The 22,496-nt window shown below is 70.6% G+C and carries 21 protein-coding genes; 8 read left to right on the top strand and 13 right to left on the bottom strand.

Annotation, left to right across the window (positions count from 1 at the left end; genetic code table 11):
- The first annotated feature begins 36 nt into the window (after positions 1-36).
- A complete protein-coding gene (locus ACIBH1_RS33690) occupies positions 37-1,476 on the top strand; it encodes a GuaB1 family IMP dehydrogenase-related protein (protein ID WP_397318030.1) in 1,440 nt (479 codons plus the stop codon).
- 44 nt (positions 1,477-1,520) lie between these two features.
- Positions 1,521-1,895 carry an FKBP-type peptidyl-prolyl cis-trans isomerase gene (locus ACIBH1_RS33695; protein ID WP_397318032.1) on the top strand — a complete coding sequence of 125 codons (375 nt, stop codon included), beginning with the start codon at positions 1,521-1,523 and terminating at the stop codon, positions 1,893-1,895.
- Positions 1,896-1,959: 64 nt separating this feature from the next.
- Here ACIBH1_RS33695 and ACIBH1_RS33700 read toward each other — a convergent pair whose 3' ends face one another.
- Positions 1,960-3,393, bottom strand: a complete 1,434-nt coding sequence (locus tag ACIBH1_RS33700) for an MFS transporter (RefSeq protein ID WP_397318033.1) — start codon at positions 3,391-3,393, stop codon at positions 1,960-1,962.
- Positions 3,394-3,405: 12 nt separating this feature from the next.
- Positions 3,406-3,615 (bottom strand): hypothetical protein, encoded by a 210-nt coding sequence (locus ACIBH1_RS33705; protein WP_397318034.1) that lies wholly within the window; start codon positions 3,613-3,615, stop codon positions 3,406-3,408.
- A gap of 65 nt (positions 3,616-3,680) precedes the next feature.
- Here ACIBH1_RS33705 and ACIBH1_RS33710 point away from each other — a divergent pair, with 65 nt between their 5' ends.
- Positions 3,681-6,836 carry a BTAD domain-containing putative transcriptional regulator gene (locus ACIBH1_RS33710; RefSeq protein WP_397318035.1) on the top strand — a complete coding sequence of 1,052 codons (3,156 nt, stop codon included), beginning with the start codon at positions 3,681-3,683 and terminating at the stop codon, positions 6,834-6,836.
- A gap of 47 nt (positions 6,837-6,883) precedes the next feature.
- On the top strand, positions 6,884-8,410 hold the full coding sequence (locus ACIBH1_RS33715) for an ATP-dependent DNA ligase (RefSeq protein WP_397318036.1): 1,527 nt from the start codon (positions 6,884-6,886) through the stop codon (positions 8,408-8,410).
- Between the two features lie 8 nt (positions 8,411-8,418).
- Here ACIBH1_RS33715 and ACIBH1_RS33720 read toward each other — a convergent pair whose 3' ends face one another.
- The 3 genes from ACIBH1_RS33720 to ACIBH1_RS33730 form a co-directional block, all read right to left on the bottom strand.
- On the bottom strand, positions 8,419-9,663 hold the full coding sequence (locus ACIBH1_RS33720; protein ID WP_397318037.1) for a hypothetical protein: 1,245 nt from the start codon (positions 9,661-9,663) through the stop codon (positions 8,419-8,421).
- Positions 9,664-9,739: 76 nt separating this feature from the next.
- Positions 9,740-10,831 (bottom strand): DUF2332 domain-containing protein, encoded by a 1,092-nt coding sequence (locus tag ACIBH1_RS33725; RefSeq protein ID WP_397318038.1) that lies wholly within the window; start codon positions 10,829-10,831, stop codon positions 9,740-9,742.
- Between the two features lie 261 nt (positions 10,832-11,092).
- Positions 11,093-11,599, bottom strand: a complete 507-nt coding sequence (locus tag ACIBH1_RS33730; RefSeq protein WP_397318137.1) for a hypothetical protein — start codon at positions 11,597-11,599, stop codon at positions 11,093-11,095.
- On the opposite strand from ACIBH1_RS33730, the gene ACIBH1_RS33735 reads away from it, so the two are divergent.
- Positions 11,586-11,873, top strand: a complete 288-nt coding sequence (locus ACIBH1_RS33735) for a septal ring lytic transglycosylase RlpA family protein (protein WP_181615658.1) — start codon at positions 11,586-11,588, stop codon at positions 11,871-11,873. The genes ACIBH1_RS33730 and ACIBH1_RS33735 overlap by 14 nt on opposite strands.
- Positions 11,874-12,193: 320 nt before the next feature.
- Positions 12,194-13,180 carry a nitroreductase/quinone reductase family protein gene (locus ACIBH1_RS33740; protein WP_397318039.1) on the top strand — a complete coding sequence of 329 codons (987 nt, stop codon included), beginning with the start codon at positions 12,194-12,196 and terminating at the stop codon, positions 13,178-13,180.
- Positions 13,181-13,498: 318 nt separating this feature from the next.
- Here the strand turns inward: ACIBH1_RS33740 and ACIBH1_RS33745 are convergent, their stop codons facing one another.
- Together ACIBH1_RS33745 and ACIBH1_RS33750 are read right to left on the bottom strand one after the other, a co-directional pair.
- Complete coding sequence (locus ACIBH1_RS33745; RefSeq protein ID WP_397318040.1) at positions 13,499-14,032, bottom strand: GNAT family N-acetyltransferase; 534 nt, start codon at positions 14,030-14,032, stop codon at positions 13,499-13,501.
- 44 nt (positions 14,033-14,076) lie between these two features.
- Positions 14,077-14,937, bottom strand: a complete 861-nt coding sequence (locus tag ACIBH1_RS33750) for a hypothetical protein (protein WP_397318041.1) — start codon at positions 14,935-14,937, stop codon at positions 14,077-14,079.
- 110 nt (positions 14,938-15,047) lie between these two features.
- Here ACIBH1_RS33750 and ACIBH1_RS33755 point away from each other — a divergent pair, with 110 nt between their 5' ends.
- Entirely contained in the window at positions 15,048-15,557 is a 510-nt protein-coding gene (locus tag ACIBH1_RS33755) for a CGNR zinc finger domain-containing protein (RefSeq protein ID WP_397318042.1), read from the top strand.
- Between the two features lie 176 nt (positions 15,558-15,733).
- Here the strand turns inward: ACIBH1_RS33755 and ACIBH1_RS33760 are convergent, their stop codons facing one another.
- Complete coding sequence (locus tag ACIBH1_RS33760; protein ID WP_397318043.1) at positions 15,734-16,291, bottom strand: DUF1707 and DUF4870 domain-containing protein; 558 nt, start codon at positions 16,289-16,291, stop codon at positions 15,734-15,736.
- 173 nt (positions 16,292-16,464) lie between these two features.
- On the opposite strand from ACIBH1_RS33760, the gene ACIBH1_RS33765 reads away from it, so the two are divergent.
- Positions 16,465-16,803, top strand: a complete 339-nt coding sequence (locus ACIBH1_RS33765) for a hypothetical protein (protein WP_397318044.1) — start codon at positions 16,465-16,467, stop codon at positions 16,801-16,803.
- Between the two features lie 265 nt (positions 16,804-17,068).
- Here the strand turns inward: ACIBH1_RS33765 and ACIBH1_RS33770 are convergent, their stop codons facing one another.
- The 5 genes from ACIBH1_RS33770 to ACIBH1_RS33790 form a co-directional block, all read right to left on the bottom strand.
- Positions 17,069-18,139 carry a DUF4192 domain-containing protein gene (locus tag ACIBH1_RS33770; protein WP_397318045.1) on the bottom strand — a complete coding sequence of 357 codons (1,071 nt, stop codon included), beginning with the start codon at positions 18,137-18,139 and terminating at the stop codon, positions 17,069-17,071.
- Between the two features lie 172 nt (positions 18,140-18,311).
- The gene (locus ACIBH1_RS33775) at positions 18,312-19,034 is read right to left on the bottom strand and encodes an EI24 domain-containing protein (RefSeq protein ID WP_397318047.1); all 723 of its coding nucleotides are present in this window, start codon (positions 19,032-19,034) and stop codon (positions 18,312-18,314) included.
- A 10-nt stretch (positions 19,035-19,044) separates the two neighbouring features.
- On the bottom strand, positions 19,045-19,626 hold the full coding sequence (locus ACIBH1_RS33780) for a Maf family protein (RefSeq protein WP_397318048.1): 582 nt from the start codon (positions 19,624-19,626) through the stop codon (positions 19,045-19,047).
- A gap of 298 nt (positions 19,627-19,924) precedes the next feature.
- Positions 19,925-20,590, bottom strand: a complete 666-nt coding sequence (locus ACIBH1_RS33785; RefSeq protein ID WP_397318049.1) for a DUF937 domain-containing protein — start codon at positions 20,588-20,590, stop codon at positions 19,925-19,927.
- A 145-nt stretch (positions 20,591-20,735) separates the two neighbouring features.
- The gene (locus ACIBH1_RS33790; protein WP_397318050.1) at positions 20,736-22,289 is read right to left on the bottom strand and encodes a polysaccharide lyase family 1 protein; all 1,554 of its coding nucleotides are present in this window, start codon (positions 22,287-22,289) and stop codon (positions 20,736-20,738) included.
- Positions 22,290-22,496: the final 207 nt, after the last annotated feature.

Raw genomic sequence — 22,496 nt, forward strand, 5'->3', positions numbered from 1 at the left:
TCCTTCATATCGCAGCACCGCATAAGGTGGACTAACGTGAAGTTTCTCAACGGGCTCGAACCGTCGTACGACCTGACGTACAGCGACGTCTTCATGGTGCCCTCCCGTTCGGCCATCGGTTCCCGCCTCGCCGTGGACCTGTCGACCGCCGACGGCACCGGCACCACCATCCCGATCGTGGTCGCCAACATGACCGCCGTCGCCGGCCGCAGGATGGCCGAGACCATCGCCCGGCGCGGCGGCATCACCGTCATCCCCCAGGACATCCCCATCGACGTCGTCACCGAGGTCGTCGACTGGGTCAAGAAGCGCGACCTGGTGCACGACACCCCGCTCACGCTCACCCCGCACGCCACCGTCGGCGAGGCGCTCGCCCTGCTGCCCAAGCGCGCGCACGGCGCGGTCATCGTGGTCGACTGGGACAACCGCCCCATCGGCGTCGTGACCGAGGCCGACTGCTCGGGCGTCGACATGTTCACCCAGCTCGAGCAGGTCATGTCGACCGGGCTGCTGACGCTGCCCGCCGGGCTCGACCCGCGCGCCGCCTTCGACCGGCTGCACGAGGGCCGCCACCGGCTGGCGCCGATCGTCGACGACGAGGGCAGGCTCATCGGCATCCTGACCCGCACGGGCGCGCTGCGCGCCACGCTCTACCAGCCCGCGCTCGACGCCGAGGGCCGGCTGCGCATCGCCGCCGCCGTCGGCGTCAACGGCGACGTGGCGGCCAAGGCCAAGGAACTGCTCGAAGCGGGCGTCGACTGCCTGGTGGTGGACACCGCGCACGGGCACCAGGAGAAGATGATCTCCGCGCTGCGTGCCGTACGGGCCCTCGACCCCGGCGTGCCGGTGGCGGCGGGCAACGTGGTGACCGCCGAGGGCGTGAAGGACCTGGTCGACGCGGGCGCCGACATCCTCAAGGTCGGGGTCGGGCCGGGCGCCATGTGCACCACGCGCATGATGACCGGCGTGGGCAGGCCGCAGTTCTCCGCCGTGCTGGAGTGCTCGACCGAGGCACGCCGCCTGGGCCGTCACGTGTGGGCCGACGGCGGCGTGCGCCACCCGCGCGACGTGGCCCTCGCGCTGGCCGCCGGTGCGGCGAACGTGATGATCGGCTCCTGGTTCGCGGGAACGTACGAGTCCCCCGGCGACGCTCGCACCGACGCCGACGGCCGTAAGTACAAGGAGAACTTCGGCATGGCCTCGGCCAGGGCCGTTCGGCTGCGCACCGCCGACGACACGCCGTTCGAGCGGGCTCGCAAGGCCCTGTTCGAGGAGGGCATCTCCACCTCCCGCATGTACCTGGACCCGCACCGGCCCAGCGTCGAGGACCAGATCGACGCCATCGTGGCCGGGCTCCGCTCCTCGTGCACCTACGCGGGCGCGACCACGCTGGAGGAGTTCCACGAGCGGGCCATCGTCGGCATCCAGAGCTCGTCCGGCTACAGCGAGGGCATGCCGCTGCACCAGAGTTGGTAGCTTGGAGGCTTCGCTCATTTCGATCGGTTCGCTAGGAGAAACACGTGGCACTCGAGAAGCCGGAGATCGACTTCCCGGAGGGCAACCCGCCCGCTGACCTGGAGATCGTCGACATCTGGGAGGGTGACGGCGAAGAGGCCAAGCCCGGTCACCAGGTGAGCGTCCACTACGTGGGCGTGGCGTTCTCGTCGGGTGAGGAGTTCGACGCCTCCTGGAACCGCAGGCAGGCCTTCGAGTTCCCGCTCGGCGGCGGACGCGTCATCGCGGGCTGGGACCAGGGCGTGGCCGGCATGAAGGTCGGCGGCAGGCGCAAGCTGGTCATCCCGCCGCACCTCGGCTACGGCAACCGCGGCGCGGGCGCCGCCATCAAGCCCGGCGAGACGCTCATCTTCGTGGTCGACCTGCTGGGCGTCGCCTAGACATGTGAGTACGGCACCGCGGGGGCTCCTCTTCCTCGCCGCGGTGCCGTACACGCTTGTTCTCTTAAGCGTTCACCAGCGCCTCCTTGTTCCGCTTGTTCCTCAGGAGGGTGACCGACAAGGCGGCCGCCCCCAGGGCCAGCACCGCCGCCGCTCCCGACGCGACGTTCAGCCCGTCGGTGAAGGCGTCGCGTGCCCGGGCGATCAGCGCCTCGTCGCCGCTGGTCAGGGCGTCGGTGAAGCTGGTCGACACCTGCGAGCCGTAGACCGCGGCTCCCACGCTGCCCAGGATCGCCACGCCGAGCGAGACACCCAGGTCACTGGCGGTCGTGTTGACCGCGGAGGCCGCTCCCGCCTTCTCGGGAGGCGCGGAGCCGATGACCAGGTTGGTGGTCAGCGCCATGGTCGGGGCGATGCCCGGGTAGAGGATGTAGAAGCCGGTGATCAGCATCGGCAGGCCGGCGACGCTGCCGACCTGGGTCAGCACCAGGTAGCCGATCGCCGAGACCAGCAGGCCGCCGGCCACGACGTAGGCGGGCTGCACGCGCCGCGCCCAGATCGGCGAGAGCGTCGAGACCGCCACCAGCGCCAGCGCCGCGGGCAGGATCCACAGGCCCGACTCCAGCGGCGACAGGCCCGCCACGAGCTGCAGATACTGCGTGAACAGCAGGTAGACGCCGCCGAGGGCGATCGCGCCGAGCAGGAAGACGCTCAGCGCGCCGCTGAAGACCTTGTTGCCGAACAGCCGCACGTCCAGCAGCGGCTGCTCCAGGCTGAGCTGCCTGCGCACGAACGCCACCCCGAAGGCCAGGCCGACCACGATCGTCACCACCGCGGTGAGGGTGAAGCCCGCCTTGGCCAGCTCCTTGACGCCGTAGACGATCGGCAGCAGCGCGGCCATCGACATCAGCACGCTGGCCACGTCGGGCCTGCCCGCCTCCTTGTTGCGGTACTCCGGCACCGCGAACGGCGCGGCGACCACCACCAGGGCCATCACCGGCACGCCGATCAGCAGCGCGGCGCCCCACCAGAACGACTCCAGCACCAGCCCGCCGACCAGCGGGCCGATGGCCACGCCCACCGAGATGGAGGCGGCCCAGACGCCGATCGCGGTGGCCCGCTCCCGTGCGTCGGTGAACATGTTGCTGATCAGGCTCAGCGTCGACGGCATCACCGCCGCGGCGCCGACGCCCATCACCGCGCGGGCCGCGATCAGGGCCGGCGCGCTCTCGGTGAAGGCCGCGAACGCCGAGGCCACGCCGAAGGCCACCGCGCCGAACATGAGCACCTTGCGGCGCCCGATCCTGTCACCGACGGTGCCCATGGCCACCAGGAGGCCGGCCATCATGAAGCCGTAGATGTCATTGATCCACAACAGCTGGCCGTCGGTGGGTCTCAGGTCGGCCGCGATGTGCGGGGTCGCCAGGAACAACACGGTCATGGCCAGGAACAGCAGGATGGTGGGCAGCGACAGGACTGCCAGACCAAACCATTTCATTTCTTGTCTCCCTTAAATCTGGATAGTCGGCTTGCCCGGCGGCAACTCGCAGGGCGTCACCACGACGAGGACGTCCGCGTCCTCCAGCCAGGGCTCCAGGTCGGCCGCCTGGGCCAGGTCGATGAGGTCGACGTCGTACCCCTCTTCGCAGGCCCGCTCGGCCAGCCAGTCGGCCAGCAACCGGTCGGGTCCGGTGCGGTCGACGATGATCGCCACTCGCATGAAGGTCACCTTGCTGGGGAGGGCTTCGGAAATCCTTCGGACGGCCTTCGGCTACCGTGGTCCGCATGCGTTTCGGGGTGCTTGGTCCGCTTGCCGTGTGGACGGATTCCGGCGAAGAGGTCAAGATCCCCGAGGTCAAGGTCCGTGCCCTCCTGGCCGAGCTGGTCGTCAACGCGGGCCGCGTGGTGCCCTCCGACCGGCTGATCGACCACCTGTGGCCCACGCGGCTGCCCGCCAACCCGGCCGGAGCGCTCCAGACGCGCGTCTCGCAGCTGCGGCGCGCGATCGGCGCGCCGCTCGTGCTCTCGCGTGCCCCCGGCTACGTGCTCGACGTGCAGGCCGACGCCGTCGACTCGGTGCGCTTCCAGTCGCTGGTCGTCGCCGCCCGCGCCGCCTCTGCCGCGCGCGAGCGGGTCGACCTGCTGACGCGGGCCCTCGAATCGTGGCGCGGCGAGGCTCTGGCCGACTTCGCCGACCACGAGTTCGCGTCCGCCGAGGCCGTACGGCTCGCCGAGCTGCGGCTCACCGCCCAGGAGGAGCTCTTCGAGGCCCGGCTGGAGCTCGGCGAACACACCGCGCTGGCCGACTCCCTGGCCGCCGTGGTCGCCCAGCACCCGCTGCGCGAGCGGCTGCGTGCCGTCCACCTGCGCGCCCTCTATCGCGCCGGACGGCAGAGCGAGGCGCTGGAGGCCTACCAGGAGCTGCGCGAACGGCTCGCCGACGAACTCGGGCTCGACCCCTCGCCCGCGCTGGTGGCGCTGCAGCAGGCGATGCTCGCCCAGGACCCGTCGCTCGACTCCGCGCCCTCCAACCTGCCCGCCCCGCTGTCCGGGCTCGTCGGCCGCTCGGCCGCCGTCGCCGCGGTCACCGGACGGCTGGCCGCCTCGCGCCTGGTCACCCTCGTCGGGCCCGGCGGGGTCGGCAAGACGCGCCTGGCCATCGAGAGCGCGCGCAAGCTGACCGGGGCCCACCCCGACGGGGTGTGGCTGGTGGAACTGGGCTCGCTGACCGACGCCGCCTCGCTGGCCGAGCACGTGTCGGCGACCCTCGGCGTGCGCGACGACGCCTCCGGGGGCGACCACCTCGCCGAGTTCCTGCGGGGCAAGCGGCTGCTGCTCGTGCTCGACAACTGCGAGCACCTCACCGAGGGCGTGGCCGTGCTGGCCTCACGCCTGCTGGCCCACGCGCCCGGACTCCGGGTCCTGGCCACCAGCCAGCGTCCACTCGGGCTCGGCGGCGAGCAGCTGTGGCCCGTGGCGCCCCTGGAGGAGGCCAGCGCGGTCGAGCTGTTCCTGCAGCGGGCCGAGGCGGCCGGGCTCTTCCTCGACGACTCCGCCCTCGCCGCGGTCACCGCCGTGTGCCGCCGGCTCGACGGCATCCCCCTCGCGCTCGAACTGGCCGCCACGCGTGTGCGCGCCCTGGGCGTGCACACGCTGGCCGAACGTCTCGAAGACCGCTTCAAGGTGCTCACCGCCGGGCACACCGACGCGCCCGCCCGCCAGCGCACCCTGCGGGCGATGATCGAGTGGAGCTGGTCGCTGCTGTCGCCTCGGGAAGCCGTCCTGCTGCGGCGCCTGGCCGTGCACGCCGACGGCAGCACCCTCGAGGCGGCCGAGCGGGTGTCGGGGATGGACGACGTGCTCGACCTGCTGGCCGAGCTCGTCGACCGGTCGCTCGTGACCGTGTCGGGCACGCCGCCGCGCTACCGGCTCCTGGAGTCGGTGGCGGCGTACGGGGTGGAGCGGCTGCGGGAGGCCGGGGAGTACGACGAGCTTCGGGGTCGGCACCTGGAGTACTACGCCGGGCTGGCCGCCTCAGCCGTGCCGTACCTGCGGGGGCCTTCGCAGCTGGAGTGGCTGGGCAGGCTCGACGCCGAGGCGGGCAACCTGCGCGCGGCCTTCGAGACGGCCCTGGGGGTGGGGGTCGGGGTGGGGCTGGCGAACTCGCTCGCTTGGTACTGGGTGCTGCGGGGGCGGCTCGGCGAGGGTCGCCGCTGGTTCACCCGCGCCTTGGAGGCGGGGGCCGGCGCCTCGCTCGGCTCCTCGTCCGCCTCCCCGTCCGCCTCCCCGTCCGCCTCCCCGTCCGCCTCCTCGTCCGCCTCCCCGTCCGCCTCCCCGTCCGCCTCCCCGTCCGCCTCCTCGTCCGCCTCCCCGTCCGCCTCCTCGTCCGCCTCCTCGTCCGCCTCCTCGTCCGGCTCCCCGTCCGGCTCCTCTCCCTCCTCCTACGCCGCCGCGTCGGCCGAGCTGTGGCGGGCCGGGTTCGCGATGCGTCAGGGCGAACCCACCATGCCCGAAATATCCGGCGACCCCCTGGCCGCCTGGTACCTCATCAACGCCCGCCTCGGCGTCGGCGACCTCCCCACCGCCGAACAGCACGCCGCCCGCCTCCTGACCACCTTCGAGGCCGCCGCCGACGACTGGGGCACCGCCGCCGTCCTGGCCACCATGGCCCGCCAGTCCCTCCTGCGCAGCGACCTGACCCTGGCCGAGCAGTACGGCAAGCGCAGCCACGCCCTGTTCACCCGCCTGGGCGACCGCTGGGGCCAGCTGCACGCCACCTTCGCCCTCGGCGGCCACGCGGAGATCATGGGCGACTATCCCGCCGCCGCCCGCTTCCACCGCGAGGGCCTGCGCATGGCCGAGGAGCTCGGCCTCGGCACCGAGGTGCCCGACAAGCTCGCCTTCCTGGGCCGCATCGCCCTGCTGTCGGGCGACTTCGCCCAGGCCGACGAGCTGCACGAGCGCGCCCGCCGCCGCTCCGCCGAGCAGGGCTACACGCTCGGCGAGGAGTTCGCCGAGCTGGGCCTGGCCCTCAGCGCCCGGCGTCAGGGAGACCTCGACCGCGCCGAACGCCACCTGCTGAACTGGCTCGACTGGGACCGCAACCTGGAGTCGGCCACCGCCCTGTCCCTGATCCTGGCCGAGCTCGGCTTCGTCGCCGAGCAGCGCGGCGACGCCGTACAAGCTCGGACCCTGCACCTGGAAGGCCTCGACGCCGCGCGCGCCAGCGGTGACCCCCGGGCCGTCGCCCTGGCCATGGAGGGTCTGGCCGGAGCCGCCAGCCTCGAAGGCGACCTGGCCGAGGCCGCCCGCCTCCTGGAGACCGCGGCCGGGCTCCGCGCTTCGGTCGGCGCGCCCCTGCCCTCGGGCGAGCGCGGCGACGTCGACCGGATCACCGCCCGTCTGGCGGGGGCGGACGCGCAAACCCCCAGGTCGATCTGAGAACCCCGGAAGGGACAACTGTCGGTCGGATGAGGCACGATGGCCATGTGCTTCTCATCGACGTCGTACGCGTGTCGCAGGCGGTCGCCCAGACCTCCGCGCGGCTGGGCAAGGTCGGCCACCTGGCCGAGCTGCTCGGCAGGGTCGGTCCCGAGGAGGCGGAGATCGCCATCGCCTACCTCTCGGGAGAGCTGCCCCAGCGCCAGATCGGCGTGGGCTGGCGCTCGCTTCAGGAGCTGCCCGCGCCCAAGCTGGTGGCCACGGCGACCCTCACCGACGTCGACACCCTGTTCACCCGCATCAAGGCCGTCTCCGGCCAGGGCTCCCAGGCCGCGCGCAAGGCCCTGGTCCACGAGCTGTTCTCCGCCGTCACCAGCCAGGAGCAGTCCTTCCTCACCCGCCTGCTCAGCGGCGAGCTGCGGCAGGGGGCGCTCGACGGCGTCATGATCGAGGCGATCGCCAAGGCCTCCGGCGCGCCCTCCGCCGACGTGCGCCGCGCCCTCACCCTGCGCGGCTGGCTGCCCGCGGTCGGCGCCGCGGCTCTGTCGGGCGGCGTCGAGGAGCTCCACGCGTTCAAGCTCGAGGTCGGCCGCGCCGTCGCCCCCATGCTGGCGGGCAGCGCCCCCAACGTCGCCGCCGCGCTCGAGAAGATCGGCGGCCCCGCCTCCCTCGAATGGAAACTCGACGGCATCCGCGTCCAGACCCACCGCCTCGGCGAGGTGGTCAGGGTCTTCACCCGCACCCTCGACGACATCACCGGCCAGGTGCCCGAGCTGGTCGAGGCCGTGCTCGGACTGCCGTCCCAGGACCTGGTGCTCGACGGCGAGGTCATCGCCTTGCGCCCCGACGGCCGCCCCCACCCGTTCCAGGTGACCGCCTCCCGCGTCTCCAGCAAGATCGATGTCGCCCGGCTGCGCGAGAGCACCCCGCTCAGCGTCTACTTCTTCGACCTGCTGCGCATCGACGGCCAGGACATGCTCGACCTGCCCTACTCCGACCGCCAGAAAGAACTGGCGCGTGCCGTGCCGTCCGCGCTGATCACCCCGCGCCTGGTGACCGACGACGTCGCCCAGGCCGAAGCGTGGTTCACCGACGCCGTGAAGGCCGGCCACGAGGGCCTCGTCGTCAAGGCGCCCTCCTCCCCCTACGCCGCCGGCCGCCGCGGCGCCGGCTGGATCAAGGTCAAGCCCCGCCACACGCTCGACCTGGTCGTCCTGGCCGTCGAGTGGGGCCACGGGCGGCGCGAGGGCAAGCTGTCCAACCTGCACCTCGGCGCCCGCGACCCCGAGACGGGCGGGTTCGTCATGCTCGGCAAGACCTTCAAAGGGCTGACCGACGAGCTGCTCGCCTGGCAGACCGAGCGATTCCTCGAGATCGCCGACGGGCCGACCGACGAGTGGACCGTCAACGTCCGGCCCGAGCTCGTGGTCGAGATCGCCTTCGACGGCGTGCAACGGTCACCGCGGTATCCAGGCGGGATGGCGCTGCGGTTCGCCCGCGTGCTGCGCTACCGGCCCGACAAGCGCGCCGAAGACGCCGACACCGTCGAGACCGTCAGGTCGTTGATGTTCTGACCGTGGTCTCAGTCACCCGAGCAGGTGCGGGTGATGTGCGCACTGGCACGGCACGCATGACGCTTCTTCTTCCCGTTGGTCCCGTTCGCGGAAGGGCCACCGGAAGAAGCCACGAAGACGCGGGTCCAGGCGCTGGCCGTCACGCCCGTCGGCTGGTCCGGCCGGAAGCCCTCGGCCAGCAGCTCGGCCTTCAGCACCAGCTTTCCCCACACGCCGTTGGAAACCTTCAGGCGTAGAGACGCCGTCATGGCCGCCCCCGGTGCCAGCTCGACCGGGCGCGACGACATCATCACGCGCGGCGTCGCTGCCGCCAGCCGCAGCGGCATGGAGCCGCTCAGCGCGCCGTTCGCCGCGCGGGTCAGCGACAACTGCCGCCCGTTCCAGCTCAGGCGCAGGTTCCCTGGGGTGATGCCGTACCCGGTGACGCTCAGGCGCACGGACGCGGCGCGGTAGTGCGGCCCTCCCGCGGGATTGGTGAGCCGGAGGGTGGATCGGGCCGCGGGCCCGCCGAGCTCGGTACGGCGCGGCAGCTTGAGCTTGATGCTCGCGCGCCGGCCGGTGGTGAAGTCGTAGGTGGTGCCGAGCAGGGTGATGTTGTCGACGTACGTGTCGAGCGTGGCGGTGGTGTCACCGAGCCGGCCGATGTTGGCGATCACGCCGATCGCCCCGTCGCCGGCCCCCGTGCAGCCGTTGACGAAGGTGTCGAAGGTGGCATCGGCTCCGGCCGCGACCCCCGCGATCGCCCGGGAGGTACGCCACAGGGAGGAGCCCGTCGAGGTGAAATGTTGCCACTCGTCCGGACGTACCCCGCCGGCCAGCTGGGGCTGGAAGCTGAGCGTGGTGAACAACCCGCCGCAGAACATCGGCAGCTGCAGGCTGGGGCCGACCCCGGCGGCAGTGGTGCCCGCGCTGCTCACGTAGGTGTCGTAGGACACGGGCGACGCGGCGATCCGGGCGAGCGGTATGGCCTGGATCTGGCCGCCGCTCACGAAGTAGCGGGCGGCCTGGGCCTGCTCGCCGCCGTCGATCCGGAGATGCAGGCTTCCGTTGAAGCGGACCGGGTCGGTGAAGGACGTCACCTCTTGCACGCCCGGCTGCCGTCCGGCGTTGTTGGGATCGTCCTGCAGCCTGATCCACGGGCCTGCGGGGCCCAGGTCTCCGGAGCGGACCTCTTCGACCGTGCCGGCATACGAGGGGGCAGGGAGCCCGGCTATCACCAGCATTCCGGAAATGGCCGCGATTGTCTTAATCATGCGCGCAAGGTAACTGATCTCACACTCACCGTGAGGTCGCCTCGGTTGGACATGTCAGAACAGCACAGACAGATGATCACCGCTTGACGGATCGCACCACGGTCGCTGCTCGGCCCACCGCGTCCACCGCGTCCACCGCGTCCACCGCGTCTCCCGCATCCACCGCATCCACCGCATCCACCGCGCCTGCCGCGCCTGCCGCGCCTGCCGCGTCTGCCGCGAGCCAGTGCAGCCACTGCCCATGCGGCCCCGCCACCGCCAGCGGGCGCCCGTCCAGCGAGGGCAGGAACCCCGCCTGGTCCCGCGGCAGGTCACTCCCGGCCCGCTCCAGCAACTCGGGCAGCCGCGCCGTACCCTCGTTGGAGATCCACCGCACCGGCAGCTCCCGCACGGTGGCGATGAACCGCTCCCGTTCCTCCAGCGGCAAGTACGGCATGACGGCGCTGTGGAACACCACCACCGTCACACCCTCCGGCGCCTGCTCCACGAGCGCGCGCAGCCCCTCGTTGAGATCGGCGGCGACGATGCGCGGCGGTTGCGCCGCCACCACCCGCACGGCCGCCCGCAACCGCCGCAGCCGGTGCTCCTGCTCGGGCCAGACGAGACACTCCAGCCACCGCATCTCCTCGGCGTCGCGCACGTCGAGCGGATTGATGTCGAGCCCCGCCCGCCACACCACCTCGAGCGGCCCACCCGGCAACGGCACCGGCCCGGTGGTGCGGCACTCCAGCAACACCGGACTGTCCCGCGGCCCGATCGCCTCCGCCCCGTCGTAGCTGTAGCGGTAGCGATCGGGAAAGAGGCACAACCCCGCCGACGCCCCCACCTCGATCAACGCCAGCGGCCCGGGGATCGAGGCGAGGATCGGATAGAGCGTGGCGCACCGCCCGACCTCGTTCGTCTGCGTACGGCGAGCCAGCATGATCGCGCTCACCCGCCGCCAGTGCTCGACGATCCACCCGACGACATCGCCGTCGACGGCCCCACCCGCATAGCGCACAGCACCGAACAGCAGATTCGGCTGCCGCTTCATCTCAGGCAGCTCATCCAGCAGCTTCAGTAGCCCAGGATGATCGGCGACCTCGTTGGCAAGCCGCTCGTACCGGGGCGAGTGCCCCCGGACCTCCTGCGCCGCAAAACGCCTATACCACTGCGCGGTCGTCTCCATCCGACCTTCCTCCCCATCGGCGCGGACCCCTACCGAAGTAAGCGGTTAGCCAGAAATCACAAGATCCCCCCTCTAGTGTCGGGTACTCGCGACGACCGCTTTGGCAAAGTGGCATATGTCACCATACGTACCTTTAATTTGCCTTTGTCGGCTATTCGTCGCATAGGTTCAACCAGTCGCGGGCCCCCGCTTTGCCCGCCCTTGGGACTGGCCGACGCACCCCATCCCCTCCGGCCCCGGTCCCGTGACTCTGTCCCCGACCTAGGACTCGTGGTTCCCCTTGGGCCAGCACTCCGCCAAGCCTTCCCGCACGCCGTCGCGCAAGCCTTCCCGCACGCCGTCGCAGAAGCCTTCCCGCACAGCTACGGCTTCCCGCACAGCTTCCCGCAAGAACCTGCTCGCGCCCGGCAAGCGCCGCTGGACCGCCATCGCAGCGGGCGCCGCCGCCCTGGCCATCGCCTCCACGGCCGCCTGGGCCTCGGTGAACACATCGTCGACGACCACCATGGCCACCGCGGGCTCCCGCGTAGCCGTCTCCCCCACCACCCCGTCGACCACCTCCAAGCCGACGCCCACCGAGTCGACACCCTCCAAGTTCTCGGCCGCATCGCCTTCGCAGACTTCGTCAAGCGGTTCAGACTCTTCGGACTCCTCCGCTTCCCCTGACAAGCCCAAGTCGACCTCGTCGTCCCCCAAGCCCAAGAGCTCCGAGGCGGCCAAGAGCAAGAAATCCGAGGCGTCCGGCCCGCGAGTCATCTCAACCGGCACCTGCGGCGCGTCCTTCTACGGCGACCCCCAGATGACGGCCAGCGGCGAGCAGTTCGACCCCACGGCCATGACCGCCGCCCACAAGTCCCTCCCCCTGGGCAGCAAGGTCCGCGTCACCAACCCGAACAACGGCGAGTCGGTCACCGTACGCATCAACGACCGCGGACCGTACGTCGGCGGCCGCTGCCTCGACCTGTCCGAGGCCGCCTTCGACGCGATCGGCGACACGGGAGCCGGCGTGATGACCGTCAAGTACGAGGTCCTCGCCTCCTAGCCACGGGCACACGTGCGGCCCCCTCACCCCATCGCCCCGCACCCCATGGCCCGCACGCCGTCGCCTCGCACGCCGTCACCCCACCATTGCCGCGCCCGTCGCCCTGACGCCGTCGCCTCGCGCGCCGTCACCCCGCACCCGTCGCCCTGCGCGCCATCACTCGCATGGCATCCCCCGGTCAGGCACCACCCCGCACGGCTCCCCCGGCGGGCCACCATCCCGGCATCCGCCCACCCTTGACTCGGTGGAACATCGCAGCCTTGCGGCAATTTAGTTATGCGCATAATGTTATTCGCATAACTATTGCCCCAGGAGGAACCGTGGATTTCGCCCAGGCCGACGCCCTCAACCAGGCCATCCGCCTCCTCAGCCTGCGCCACCGAGCCAGAGCCGCCGCCCTACTCACCCCGCTCGGTCTGCACACTGGCCAGGAAGCACTCCTACTCGAACTCGCCCGAACCGGCCCCATGATCCAGGCCCAGCTCAGCGAAGCCCTCGGCTGCGAACCCCCCAGCGTCACCCTCATGACACGCAAGCTCGAAGCCTCGGGCCATATCCGCCGTGTCCCCACCCCCGCGGACAAGCGTGCGACCGTCGTCGAGCTCACCGAGAGCGGCAGAGCCCTGACCGAGCAGATCAAAGACCTGTGGATGGCCCTGGCAGAGGAGACCGTCACCGGCCTGCCGCCCGAGACCGTGTCCGCCCTCCCCGAGCTCATCAACACCCTGACCGCCAACGTGGACAGCCGACGCCCCCGTGCCGCCCAGAACCGCTCCCACCTCTCGCCCGGACCGACCTCCCCCGCGAGCAAAGCCGACCAGGCACACCCTCTGTCAGGCACCTACGAGCCGAGCGCGTCCGCCTGGGTGCGCGAGCACGTTGAGCAGATCATGCGCACCGGCACCACGGATGGCGTCACGATCAAGGGCCTGCCGACCGTCCTGGTGACCTACCGCGGCGCCATGTCCGGCAAGATCCGCAAGACACCGCTCATGCGGGTCGAACACGAGGGACACTACGCCGCCGTCGCCTCCCAAGGCGGCGCGCCCAAGAACCCGCAGTGGTACTTCAGCCTGCTCGCCGAGCCTTTGGTCGAAGTGCAGGACGGTACGGCCAGCGGGGTGTACCGGGCACGCGAGGTATTCGGGGAAGAGAAGGCGCTGTGGTGGCGACACGCGGTGGACGCGTACCCGGACTATGCGGACTATCAGCTCAGGACCGAGCGCCGGATCCCGGTCTTCGTCCTCGAACCGGCCGATGTGGAACCCGCCGGTGGTGGATCGACCGACGACGGGATGGCTGACTAGGTTGGCGGAGGGTTACGGGCTGCCACCAGGGGAGACCGAGCGGACACAGAACCCCGTCGATTGGCTGAGGGCGGGACCCAGGCGTGGGCCGGGCGGCGCGGAGCCCCACGACTGAGGCACGAGGGCGCAATGCACACCCGCACGAGCCCCTTGCTCGTCGGCGGTAGGCCCGGTTCGCCTCGCATCTAACCTCGGCGAAGGTGGCCAAGTGGTCACCCTGGGGCCGCCGTCGGAGGTGCGCCGAGGTGTTCGACCTGGTCTCTGGCGCGGTGCCGACGCCGCAGTACGGCGATGCCGATGGTCATCCCGCACAGCACGTCAGGCCCCCTGCGAGAAAGCCGGACCACTCGCGAACACCACGACGCCGGCCCCCGGCCCGGTCATCCGCCGCCAGCCGAGCCGCTCATAGAGCCTCACGGCGCCGACAGCCTCCGGAGAGGTCAGCAACCAGCAGGCCTCCGCCCCGTCGCACAGCAGCTCCAGAATCCGCCCGCCCAGCCCTTGCCCGCGCGCGTGCGGACTCACCGCCAGCTCATCCACCTCCAAAGCTCCCACCAGCCGCGTCTCCACCTCATCACCCAGCACGGCCCGAACCCGCCCATAGGCTCGTCCCGTGGGAAAAGGGCTTTCGGTACGCCACGCCGTACCGAACCCCGCAGGCCCACCATCATCGCTGGCCAGCACCGCCGCGAACCCGGGCCGCCGCACGTCCGCGGTGAGCCGCTCGACGAACGCGTCGGCGCCCCACCCGTCCTCGTTCCACGGCGGCTCCGCGAACGCGGCCCGGTAGAGCTCCACCAGATCACTTACGCGTGCGAGTACGTCCGGCCCGGTGAGCCGCTCCAGCCTCACGCGGCCATCCCCATCGTCCCCACCCCCAGCGCGCTGCTCCGGCCTCATGCCGCGACCCGCACCTTCCCGATGCCGAGTGTGCTGACCATCGGCAACATCCCCGATTCGAACACCGCACCCAGCAACGGCCGGCTCAGCTCGGCCAGCCGCCCGGCCGCCGTCTCGCCGAGTGCCTGCCACGGCCCCGCCGCCAGGTCATCGGTAAGCCGTTCCACCCGCTCGCGAAGGGCGTGCCCAGCGGGGGTGGCCGCGCCGTCAGCGTCGATGAGCCCGCGCCCGGCCAGCCGTTCCCGGGCCGCCGCCCACTCCTTCGCGCTCCAGCCCCGCCCGGCGAAGTTCTCTTCCGGCGCGGCTCCGACGGCGGCGAAGGAGACCAGCGCCTCGCAGGCGTCCAGCCCGGCGGCGTGCAACGCGGTCAGGTGCCCTTCCCCGCGGTGCTCGCGGAGCACGGTGTACGCCTGCCACAGAGCCAGGTGCGGCTCATCGGGCCAGGGAAGATCGAGGTTGGCCGCGGCCAGCGGCCGATGGCCGAGATCGACGCTCTCTGCTGCCCTGATCGCGAGCTCGGCCGCCTCCCCCAGCCCTTCCACCACGCCGAGGGCGCGGAAGGTGCGGTCCACGGCCCGCGATCGAGCGCCGAGCACCTGCTCCGGCGTCGCCACGTCCCAGACCGCAGGCACCTGCTCGGCGATCATGGCTGGACTGAAGCTGTAGTACGTGGCCGCCACCAGCCCCGGCCCGGCCGCACCCAGCGGCGCCGTGCGCCAGGCGAAGTAGCTGGGCCAGCGCGACTCGACGTCATAGCCGAGCATCGCGGCCTCCCCGAAGGCCTGCGAGCTGAAATAGAGCGTCGCATGCACCGGCTCGATCTGATGCCACATCTGCCGTGCAAGAGACCCGGACATGGTTCACACCCTCACTGTCTATATATGCTGAGACAGTGACGATAGATCCCTGGCGCATCACTGGTCAACCTCAAATAGACAGTTATGTCGGCAGGTGGGTCGAACATGCGGTGCGCCTCGTCAACACCCTGACGGCCACCACCGCCCACGGTCGCCCCGCCACCCCGCCCTCCTCGGGCGAGGACCGCCTGGCCGCGATCAACGCCCACCTGACCGAACCGTCCCGGCTCACCCCGGTCGACGCCGACCGGCTGGCAGAGGTCGCAGCGGAGCTGCGCGTACTGTTCGGCGCCACCGGCCACGTCCACACCGTCGCGTCCCGGCTCAACGACCTGCTCATCCGCCACCGAGCCGTCCCCAGCCTGCACGGCGACCCACCCGTACTGGCCTTCCATGCACCGGACGCGACCCTCGTGGAGGCCTGGACCGGCGACCTGGGCACGGCTCTCGCCATGGTCATCGGCGTCGGCCAGTCGGCCCGCCTCGGCCGCTGCGAGGCCGACAACTGCGCTCTGGTGTTCTTCGACACGACGCGCAACGCCTCACGCCGCTTCTGCGACCTGTCCTGCCAGAACCGCGCCAAGGCCAGCGCCTACCGCGCCAGACGAGCCACGCGGTAGGACGCGGGCGGTCGTGTCATCAGTGGAGCATCTACCTGCGCATCCCTAGCTGTACTCGCTACGTGTGCCTACAAGGCGGGCTTTCCTACGCGGCCCGGGCATCGTCCCGAGGATCGCCCGCCGTGGATCGAGTCCAGCCAGCGCTCGGGGTAGCACTTCGGCAGCTGGGGTCTGCGCTACTTCACCAGGCGGAGCGTCATCGGGTAGCGGAACGAGCCCTCCGTCAGGGCAGAGACGGCACCCGCGATCGACAGGACGAAGGCTGCCACCCAGATCACCGGCAGCAGGACGACGCCCACCACCGTGATCGGCAGCAGGATCGACGCGCCGATCACCGTCAGGTGGAAGTTGAGCGCTTCGAGGGCGTGCTGGCGGATGTACGGCGAGGTCTTGCCGCCGGTGAGCAGGAAGATCAGGGGGCCGACGACGGGGAAGCCGATGGCGGCCAGGCCGTGGGCTGCTGAGGCGGCCAGGCGTTCGGGGCTCTCGGTGGGGCCCGTGTGCATGCGGGCGGCGGGTGCCTGGCGCGGCGGGACGTGCCTGGGCATGGGGACGCCGCGCGGGCCGTACAGCTCGGACATGATCGGCATCAGGTCGCCGTGGGTGCGAGCGGTCATCGCACGCTCCAGGCGGTCGTCGAACTCCATTTCGTCGAAGCGGCCCTCGGCGTAGGCGGCTTTGACGTGCTCCACCACGTGCTCGCGGTCCTGGTTCGTGACGCGAAGCTGCTCCACGGGTGCTTGCCCGGTCCTCATCGGTGTGCCCGCCATGACGCCTTCCCCTTCGGATGGAGTGATCTGACTTCATCCTGCAATCTCCTCGGGATGTGCGGCATCGGGGCGAACCCGGAGCTGACCCGGAGAACAGCCCCGACGCGAGGGGCGGCTGAACGGTATAAAAAGGAGTCATGAGATGGCGAGACCGTTACGGCCTGCGTCGGCTGCGCGGGCCCAAGGTCGCCAAGTTCGACCGCGAAGCGACGGACGCCGACATCGAGGCTCTGATCGCCTTCGCCAAGTCGAGGCGTGGCGTTGAGTTCTATGTCGAGCCTGAGACCTTCGCGACCGACACGACAGCCGTTGCGGTGGCCGACGACGGTGAGTGGACCCGACGTCGGGTGGGGGCTCCCGCTGTGATCAGGAAGGTGGCGCACAATCTTGGGCTGCCTGTTTATGACGTGAATCTGACCGGGTATCCGGCGAGGATGCGCGCATACAAGCGACCGGAGACCGGCGACGGGAGCTGAGGAGGAGAGGAGCAGAGAAGGCTGGCGCCTGGTCGGCTGGCACCGAAAGTGGTGGGCACTGAGCCGGCGCGTTGGTCTCGCGAGGATGGTGCCCGCGCCTCCAGGGCGTGAGGAGGGCGCGGGTGTGCCTTTGTCGCCGCTCCGCGGCTTGTTCCGCTTGGTTTCTGGCTGCCGCCCTCGTCTCGCACGTCGAGTCGGGCCACGTCGACGGCGTGCTGCTGGCCCCGCACGACCTCCCTGTCCGTCGTTCGGGGCTTGCGTGTGATCATGGGGGGTCGTCGGAGGTCTGGTCGTCGAGTAGGCCCAGCAAGGGGATGAGCCAGGTTTGCTTGGGCGATCCCATGGCCGTGTCGAGGTCTGATGAGGTGGGCAGGCGGTCGGTGAGGAGCTTGGGCGGCAGGAGTTGCTCCAGGGCGTGACGGAGCAGGTGGGCCATGGAGTACGTGGGGTCGATGCGCAGGGCGCGTTCGAGGGCGATGGCGGCCAGGACGCAGTCTCCTGATCTCCAGGCGGCCATGGCGAGCAGGGAAGCTGCTGGGGGGACGAATCTGGGTTCCAGGCGGCGGGTGAGGTCTCGCCACAGAGGGAGGTGGGCGTCTTGCATGCACGTCCACGCCTCGTCGCGGACTCGGATGATGGCCAGGTCGAAGCCCAGTTCGGCGGCTTGGCGGTCGGATAGGCGCTCGGGTGAGGTCATGGCGGAGCGCACGCGGGTGAGGGCTTCGGTGACGTATTCGTCGGCGAAGCGGTCGGGGTTGCGGCAGTCGACGAGGCGGGAGACCAGGGCTGCGGCGGTGTCCGAGGTCGCGCGGCGCATGCCCAGGCGGATGGGGCCGGTGGCGGGTGAGATGGTCGCTTCCAGCATGGCGCGGTCAGGGAGGGCTACCAGGCCGTGGACCGTGGCCTCGGCGGCTACCTGGGTGGTGGTGATGTCGAAGGGGGTGCCTTCGATGGGGCAGCAGGCCGGGACGTCGCAGAGGTAGGACCAGAAGCGGGTCTCCTCCGCGCGCAGGGCCTCGGCCACGGGGACGCCGGCCTTTGCGGCCAGTTCGCGCATGGTGTCGACCGCGGGGGTGACGAGGGCGCCCGGGCCGTAGCCGACGACGATCAGCTCGGTGATGCGCTCGCGGGCGAGCATGGCGGGGAAGGGGGCCAGGGAGTGCTGGGACAGGGGGAGGTCCCAGCGGGCTGCGATCTGCACCTGGCGGCGGGTCAGGCCGAGGGCGATGAGGCTTTGGGCGGGGTGGTAACCCAGGAGGTACGGCACCGCGGCGAGGATGTCGGGGGGAGCGCTGAGGCTGAGCAGGGTCGTCTGTGCGGTGTTGGTGGAGGACATGGACCGGAGCATGCCGGGGGTTGGGGTGGGAGGAATCGGGCTTGGGGTTGGGCTGTGGATAACTGTTGGCTTCGCCGGACGGCGGGGTGGGGCGGTGGGGGTGGGCGTGCGCGGCTGTTAGCCCGAGGCTGGCCGTACGCCGGTTGGCGCTGTGCTGGCCGTACGCGGGTTGTCAGCGGGGGGCCAGGCGGCCGCGGACCATGAGGGCGGCGCCTGCGACGGCGGCGGGCATGGCTACCACGGCCACCAGAGGCACCAGGAAGAGCAGGAAGATGGGCACCCCGAACCCGAGCGTGAGCGGCAGGTTCTTGCGCAGCAGCGCCATGCGGGCCTTGCGGGGCAGGTCGCGGCGCTCCAGGGCCAGTGTGGTGAGTTCGACGCTCAGGAAGAAGCCCGAGACCATGGCGCCGATCACCGGCACCACGGTCTGGCCGATGACCGGGATGAAGCCGAGGACGAAGAGCGGGATCGTGAAGGCCAGGACGTAGACCAGTGTGACGAGGCTGTCGCGGATCGAACGCGGCAGGGTGCGCCACCACGGCTTCTCCTCGTGGTCGGGCAGGGGGTCGGCCTCGCCGGAGAGGCGCTCGTAGAAGGGTTCGCCGATGGCGAGCGTCAGGGCCGCGTAGGTGATCACTGCCAGGGCGAGGCCGCCGATGAAGATGATCACGCCCATGATGGTGCGGAAGGTGTCGCGCCAGCTCCAGGAGTCGGCGAATGGGGTGGCGAAGTCCGCGATCTCGAAGGCGTACTTGCCGAGGAAGATCAGCGCCACGACGTACACGGCGAAGGCGATCACGGCGGGGATCAGCCCGAACAGCCACCACCGGCCGTGCTTGGCCACCCAGCCGATGCCCTGGAAGAAGAAGCCCACACCGCTGAAGAAGTCGCGCATGCGGAGAAACCTAGCGCCAGAAGTCGGTCACCGCGTAGCCGAGTTCGCCGAGGAGCGCGCGCACTCTGGGCAGGGAGATGCCCAGGACGTTTCCATGATCGCCGTCGATGCCCTCGACGAACCAGCCGCCGAAGCCATCGAGGGTGAAACCGCCGGCGACGGCGAGGGGTTCGCCGGTGGCGACGTAGGCGGCGATCTCGGCGTCGGTGGGGGTGGCGAAATGGACGACCGTGGTCTCGGCCGCCGAGGCCTCGCGGCCGGTCACGATGTCGATCAGGCAGTGGCCGGTGACCAGGCGGCCGGTGCGGCCGCGCATGAGGCGCCAGCGTTCGGCGGCGACCTCGGGGGTGCCGGGCTTGCCGTACGGGCGGCCGTCGAGTTCGAGGATGGAGTCGCAGCCGATGACGACGGCGTCGGAGAGGTCGGCGGCGACCTTGCGGGCCTTCTCCTGGGCCAGGAGGAGGGCGAGCTGGGCGGGAGTGGGGGCTGAGAGGGCTTCCTCATCGACGCCGCTGACGATCACCTTGGGGTCGATCCCTGCGCTGCGCAGGAGAGCGTGACGGGCTGGTGAGGCGGAGGCCAGGACGATCATTCGGCCAGTTTACCGGTCGGGAGGCAGGCACAACTCGGGGTTGGGAGGGAGGGGCAGGGCACTGGTGGGAGGCTGCAGCGGGGGCTGGCATGAGGGTGCGTGGCAGGGGGGTGCAAGCGGGGGCTGGCATGAGGGTGCGTGGCAGCGGGGGTGCAGCGGGGGCTGGCATGAGGGCGCGTGGCAGCGGGGTGCAGCGAGGGCTGGTATGAAGGCGCGTGGCAGCGAGGCATGGCGGGGGCCTGGGCGGGTCACGTGGGTGTGAGTGGATCGGGTGGCCCGCCCTGGGCCCTCGATGCCGTCACCAGTCCGGGTTGGAGCCGCCCCCGCCGGGAGCCGACTGCGGCTGGCGCTGCTCGGTGGCCGGGGCCGCCGACTGCTGCGGCGCGGACTGCTGCTGCGATCCGCCGCCGAGGAGGCCGCCGAGCAGGTCGCCGAGGCCGCCGCCTCCGCCACCTGCGCTGCCGCCGAGGATGGCGCCCAGGAGGTCTCCCAGGCCGCCGCTCGACATGTCGGTGGTTTCCTTGTTCAGGTCCTGTGCGACGGCGCCGGCGTCCATGTTCTGCTTGGTCGCGCGGTTGGCGAGCAGGGACATCACCATCGGTGCCAGGAGTGGCAGCAGCTTGGCGATGGTGCCCATGTTGATTCCGGCGAACTGCGAGATGCCGGCCGTGGCCTGCTGGGTGCCCTGTTCGCCGAGGACGTGTTCCAGGATGCCCTGGCCGTCGCGGGTCACCGAGGAGACGTCCGAGTTGAACGGGTCGCTGGTGACGTGGTCGTCGAGGGCCGAGCGCAGCGCTTCGGCGCCTTCCGGGCGGTCGGCGTTGACCGCCATGCCGCCGACGATGGTGCCTGCGGCGGCTTCGACTGCTTGCTTGGCGGTGGAGACGTCCGTGCCGAGCAGGCCTGCGATCTGCTCCAGGCCGGAGTTGCCCAATTGCTGAAGAAGTTCATCGTTGAGGCTCACGAGGGGGAGCTTCCCGGCGGTAAATCGGGATAAATGCCGTTTAGGGCAAAGATTTCGCACGTGCCTGTGGGGCCGCCGAGAGCGGCGGCCCCACGGGAAGAAGCGGTCATGAAGGGTTCGAGCGGGCCCGCGACCGCCCCTCCTGCTACGCGTACGTCTCGAACTCCGCGACCTTCGGCGTCCCACCAGCGCTGACGATCTTGAACGTGATCTTCGCCAGCGACGTGGAAGCGAACGTGATCACCCCCGCCCCCGTCCCCGACTTCAGCACCGCGCCGGTGTCGGCGTTGATGACCTGCCAGGACCCGATGACCCCCGCCGACCCGGAGGCCTCACGGATGACGATGCCGGAGATCGACTTGGCCGAGCTCCACTTGATCGACACCGAACCGGTCGAGCCGACCGGCGACCAGTAGGTGGCCAGGTTGCCGTCGCGCACGTTGCCGTAGCTGGTGCCGTCGGCCTTGCTGGAGCCGTCCGAGCCCGCGCCGATGCTCAGGTTGGTGCCACCGGGAGGCGTGGTCGGCGTGGACGTGGGCGTGGCGGTGGGGGTGGGAGTGGACGACGAGGTCGGCGTGGGGGAAGGCGTGGTGGGCGAGCAGCTGCCGTCCGACACCCGCAGGCCCGTGTTGGCGCCCGCCGTCTGGCGCACGATGTTCGGCACGCACGAGGCTCCGTCGAGGCGGTAGGAGTACGGCACGCTGACCGTGGTGTTCGACTGCACGTTGGGCCCGGCGGGCTTGAAGTCGCTGCCGGGGCTCGACCAGGTCACGTTGTCGAAGATGTTGCCGGCGACCTGCCAGTAGCCCGCCTCGGAGGTGTAGAACGTGCCCAGGACGTCCTTGGAGTCCTTGAAGTAGTTGTTCTCCACCTTGGCCCGCCCGCCGGCCCGCGAGTTGATGCCGGATTCGTTCAGGCTGGTGTAGGAGTTGTTGAAGATGTGCGAGATGCCGCCGCGCAGCAGAGGTGTGCGCGAGTCGATGTTCTCGTACAGGTTGTGGTGGAAGGTGACGTAGCCGTTGGTGCGGTCGCTCTCGCTGGAGCCGATGAGCCCGCCGCGGCCGGAGTTGCGCAGGATGCTGTAGGACAGGGTCACGTACTGCGTGTTGTCCTTCATGTCGAACAGCCCGTCGAAGCCCTCGGACTCGCCGCCCGAGGCGAGCAGGGTGGCGTGGTCGACCCAGACGTTGCGGACGTCGCTCTCCATGGAGATGGCGTCGCCTCCGTTGGAGGTGGGCGAGCCCGACTTCTTGACGTTCCTGACGGTGACGTTCTGGATGATGATGTTGCTGGCTTCGCGGATGTGGATGCCGACCTGGTCGAAAACGGCCCCGGCGCCGACGCCGATGATGGTGACGTTGCTGATCTGCTTGAGCTCGATCACGCCGGCGGCGGTGTTGCAGCTCTCACCCGAGACCTTGGCGGTGTTGCCGTGGTTGATGGTGCCCTCGACCTGGATGGTGATCGGGGTGCTGCTGCTGGCGCGGCCGCAGAGGGCGGCGTGGATCTGGGTCCCGGTGGTGGCCTTGACCGTCTGGCCGCCTGCGCCGCCGGTGGTGCCGCCGTTGCTCGACGCGTAGCCGGTGGCGGTTCCGACTGCCGCCGTGGCCTGGAGCGCCGGGAGGGCCACGGCGGCCGCGCCCGCAAGGGTGGCCGTGGCCAGCGCTGCCGTGAGCCGTAAAGCCGCTGCTCGTTTCATCTGGTCTCGCCTTCCTGACCGTAAGAGGATGCCGCGGGGGCGGCGACATCAGGGCTCGCCGGAGGCGCTGCGGGCCAGGCAGCTCTCGCTCGGCGACAAGGGTGGAAAGCGCTTTCCGCAACCTTTAATCGACCCTAAAGCGGTCCGTCAAAAGGTGTCAACGGCGTGAGCAAAAGCTGCAACAATCCTGCACACACGGCTGTGAGA

The sequence above is a fragment of the Nonomuraea sp. NPDC050663 genome, from assembly GCF_044456985.1.
Taxonomy (GTDB): domain Bacteria; phylum Actinomycetota; class Actinomycetes; order Streptosporangiales; family Streptosporangiaceae; genus Nonomuraea.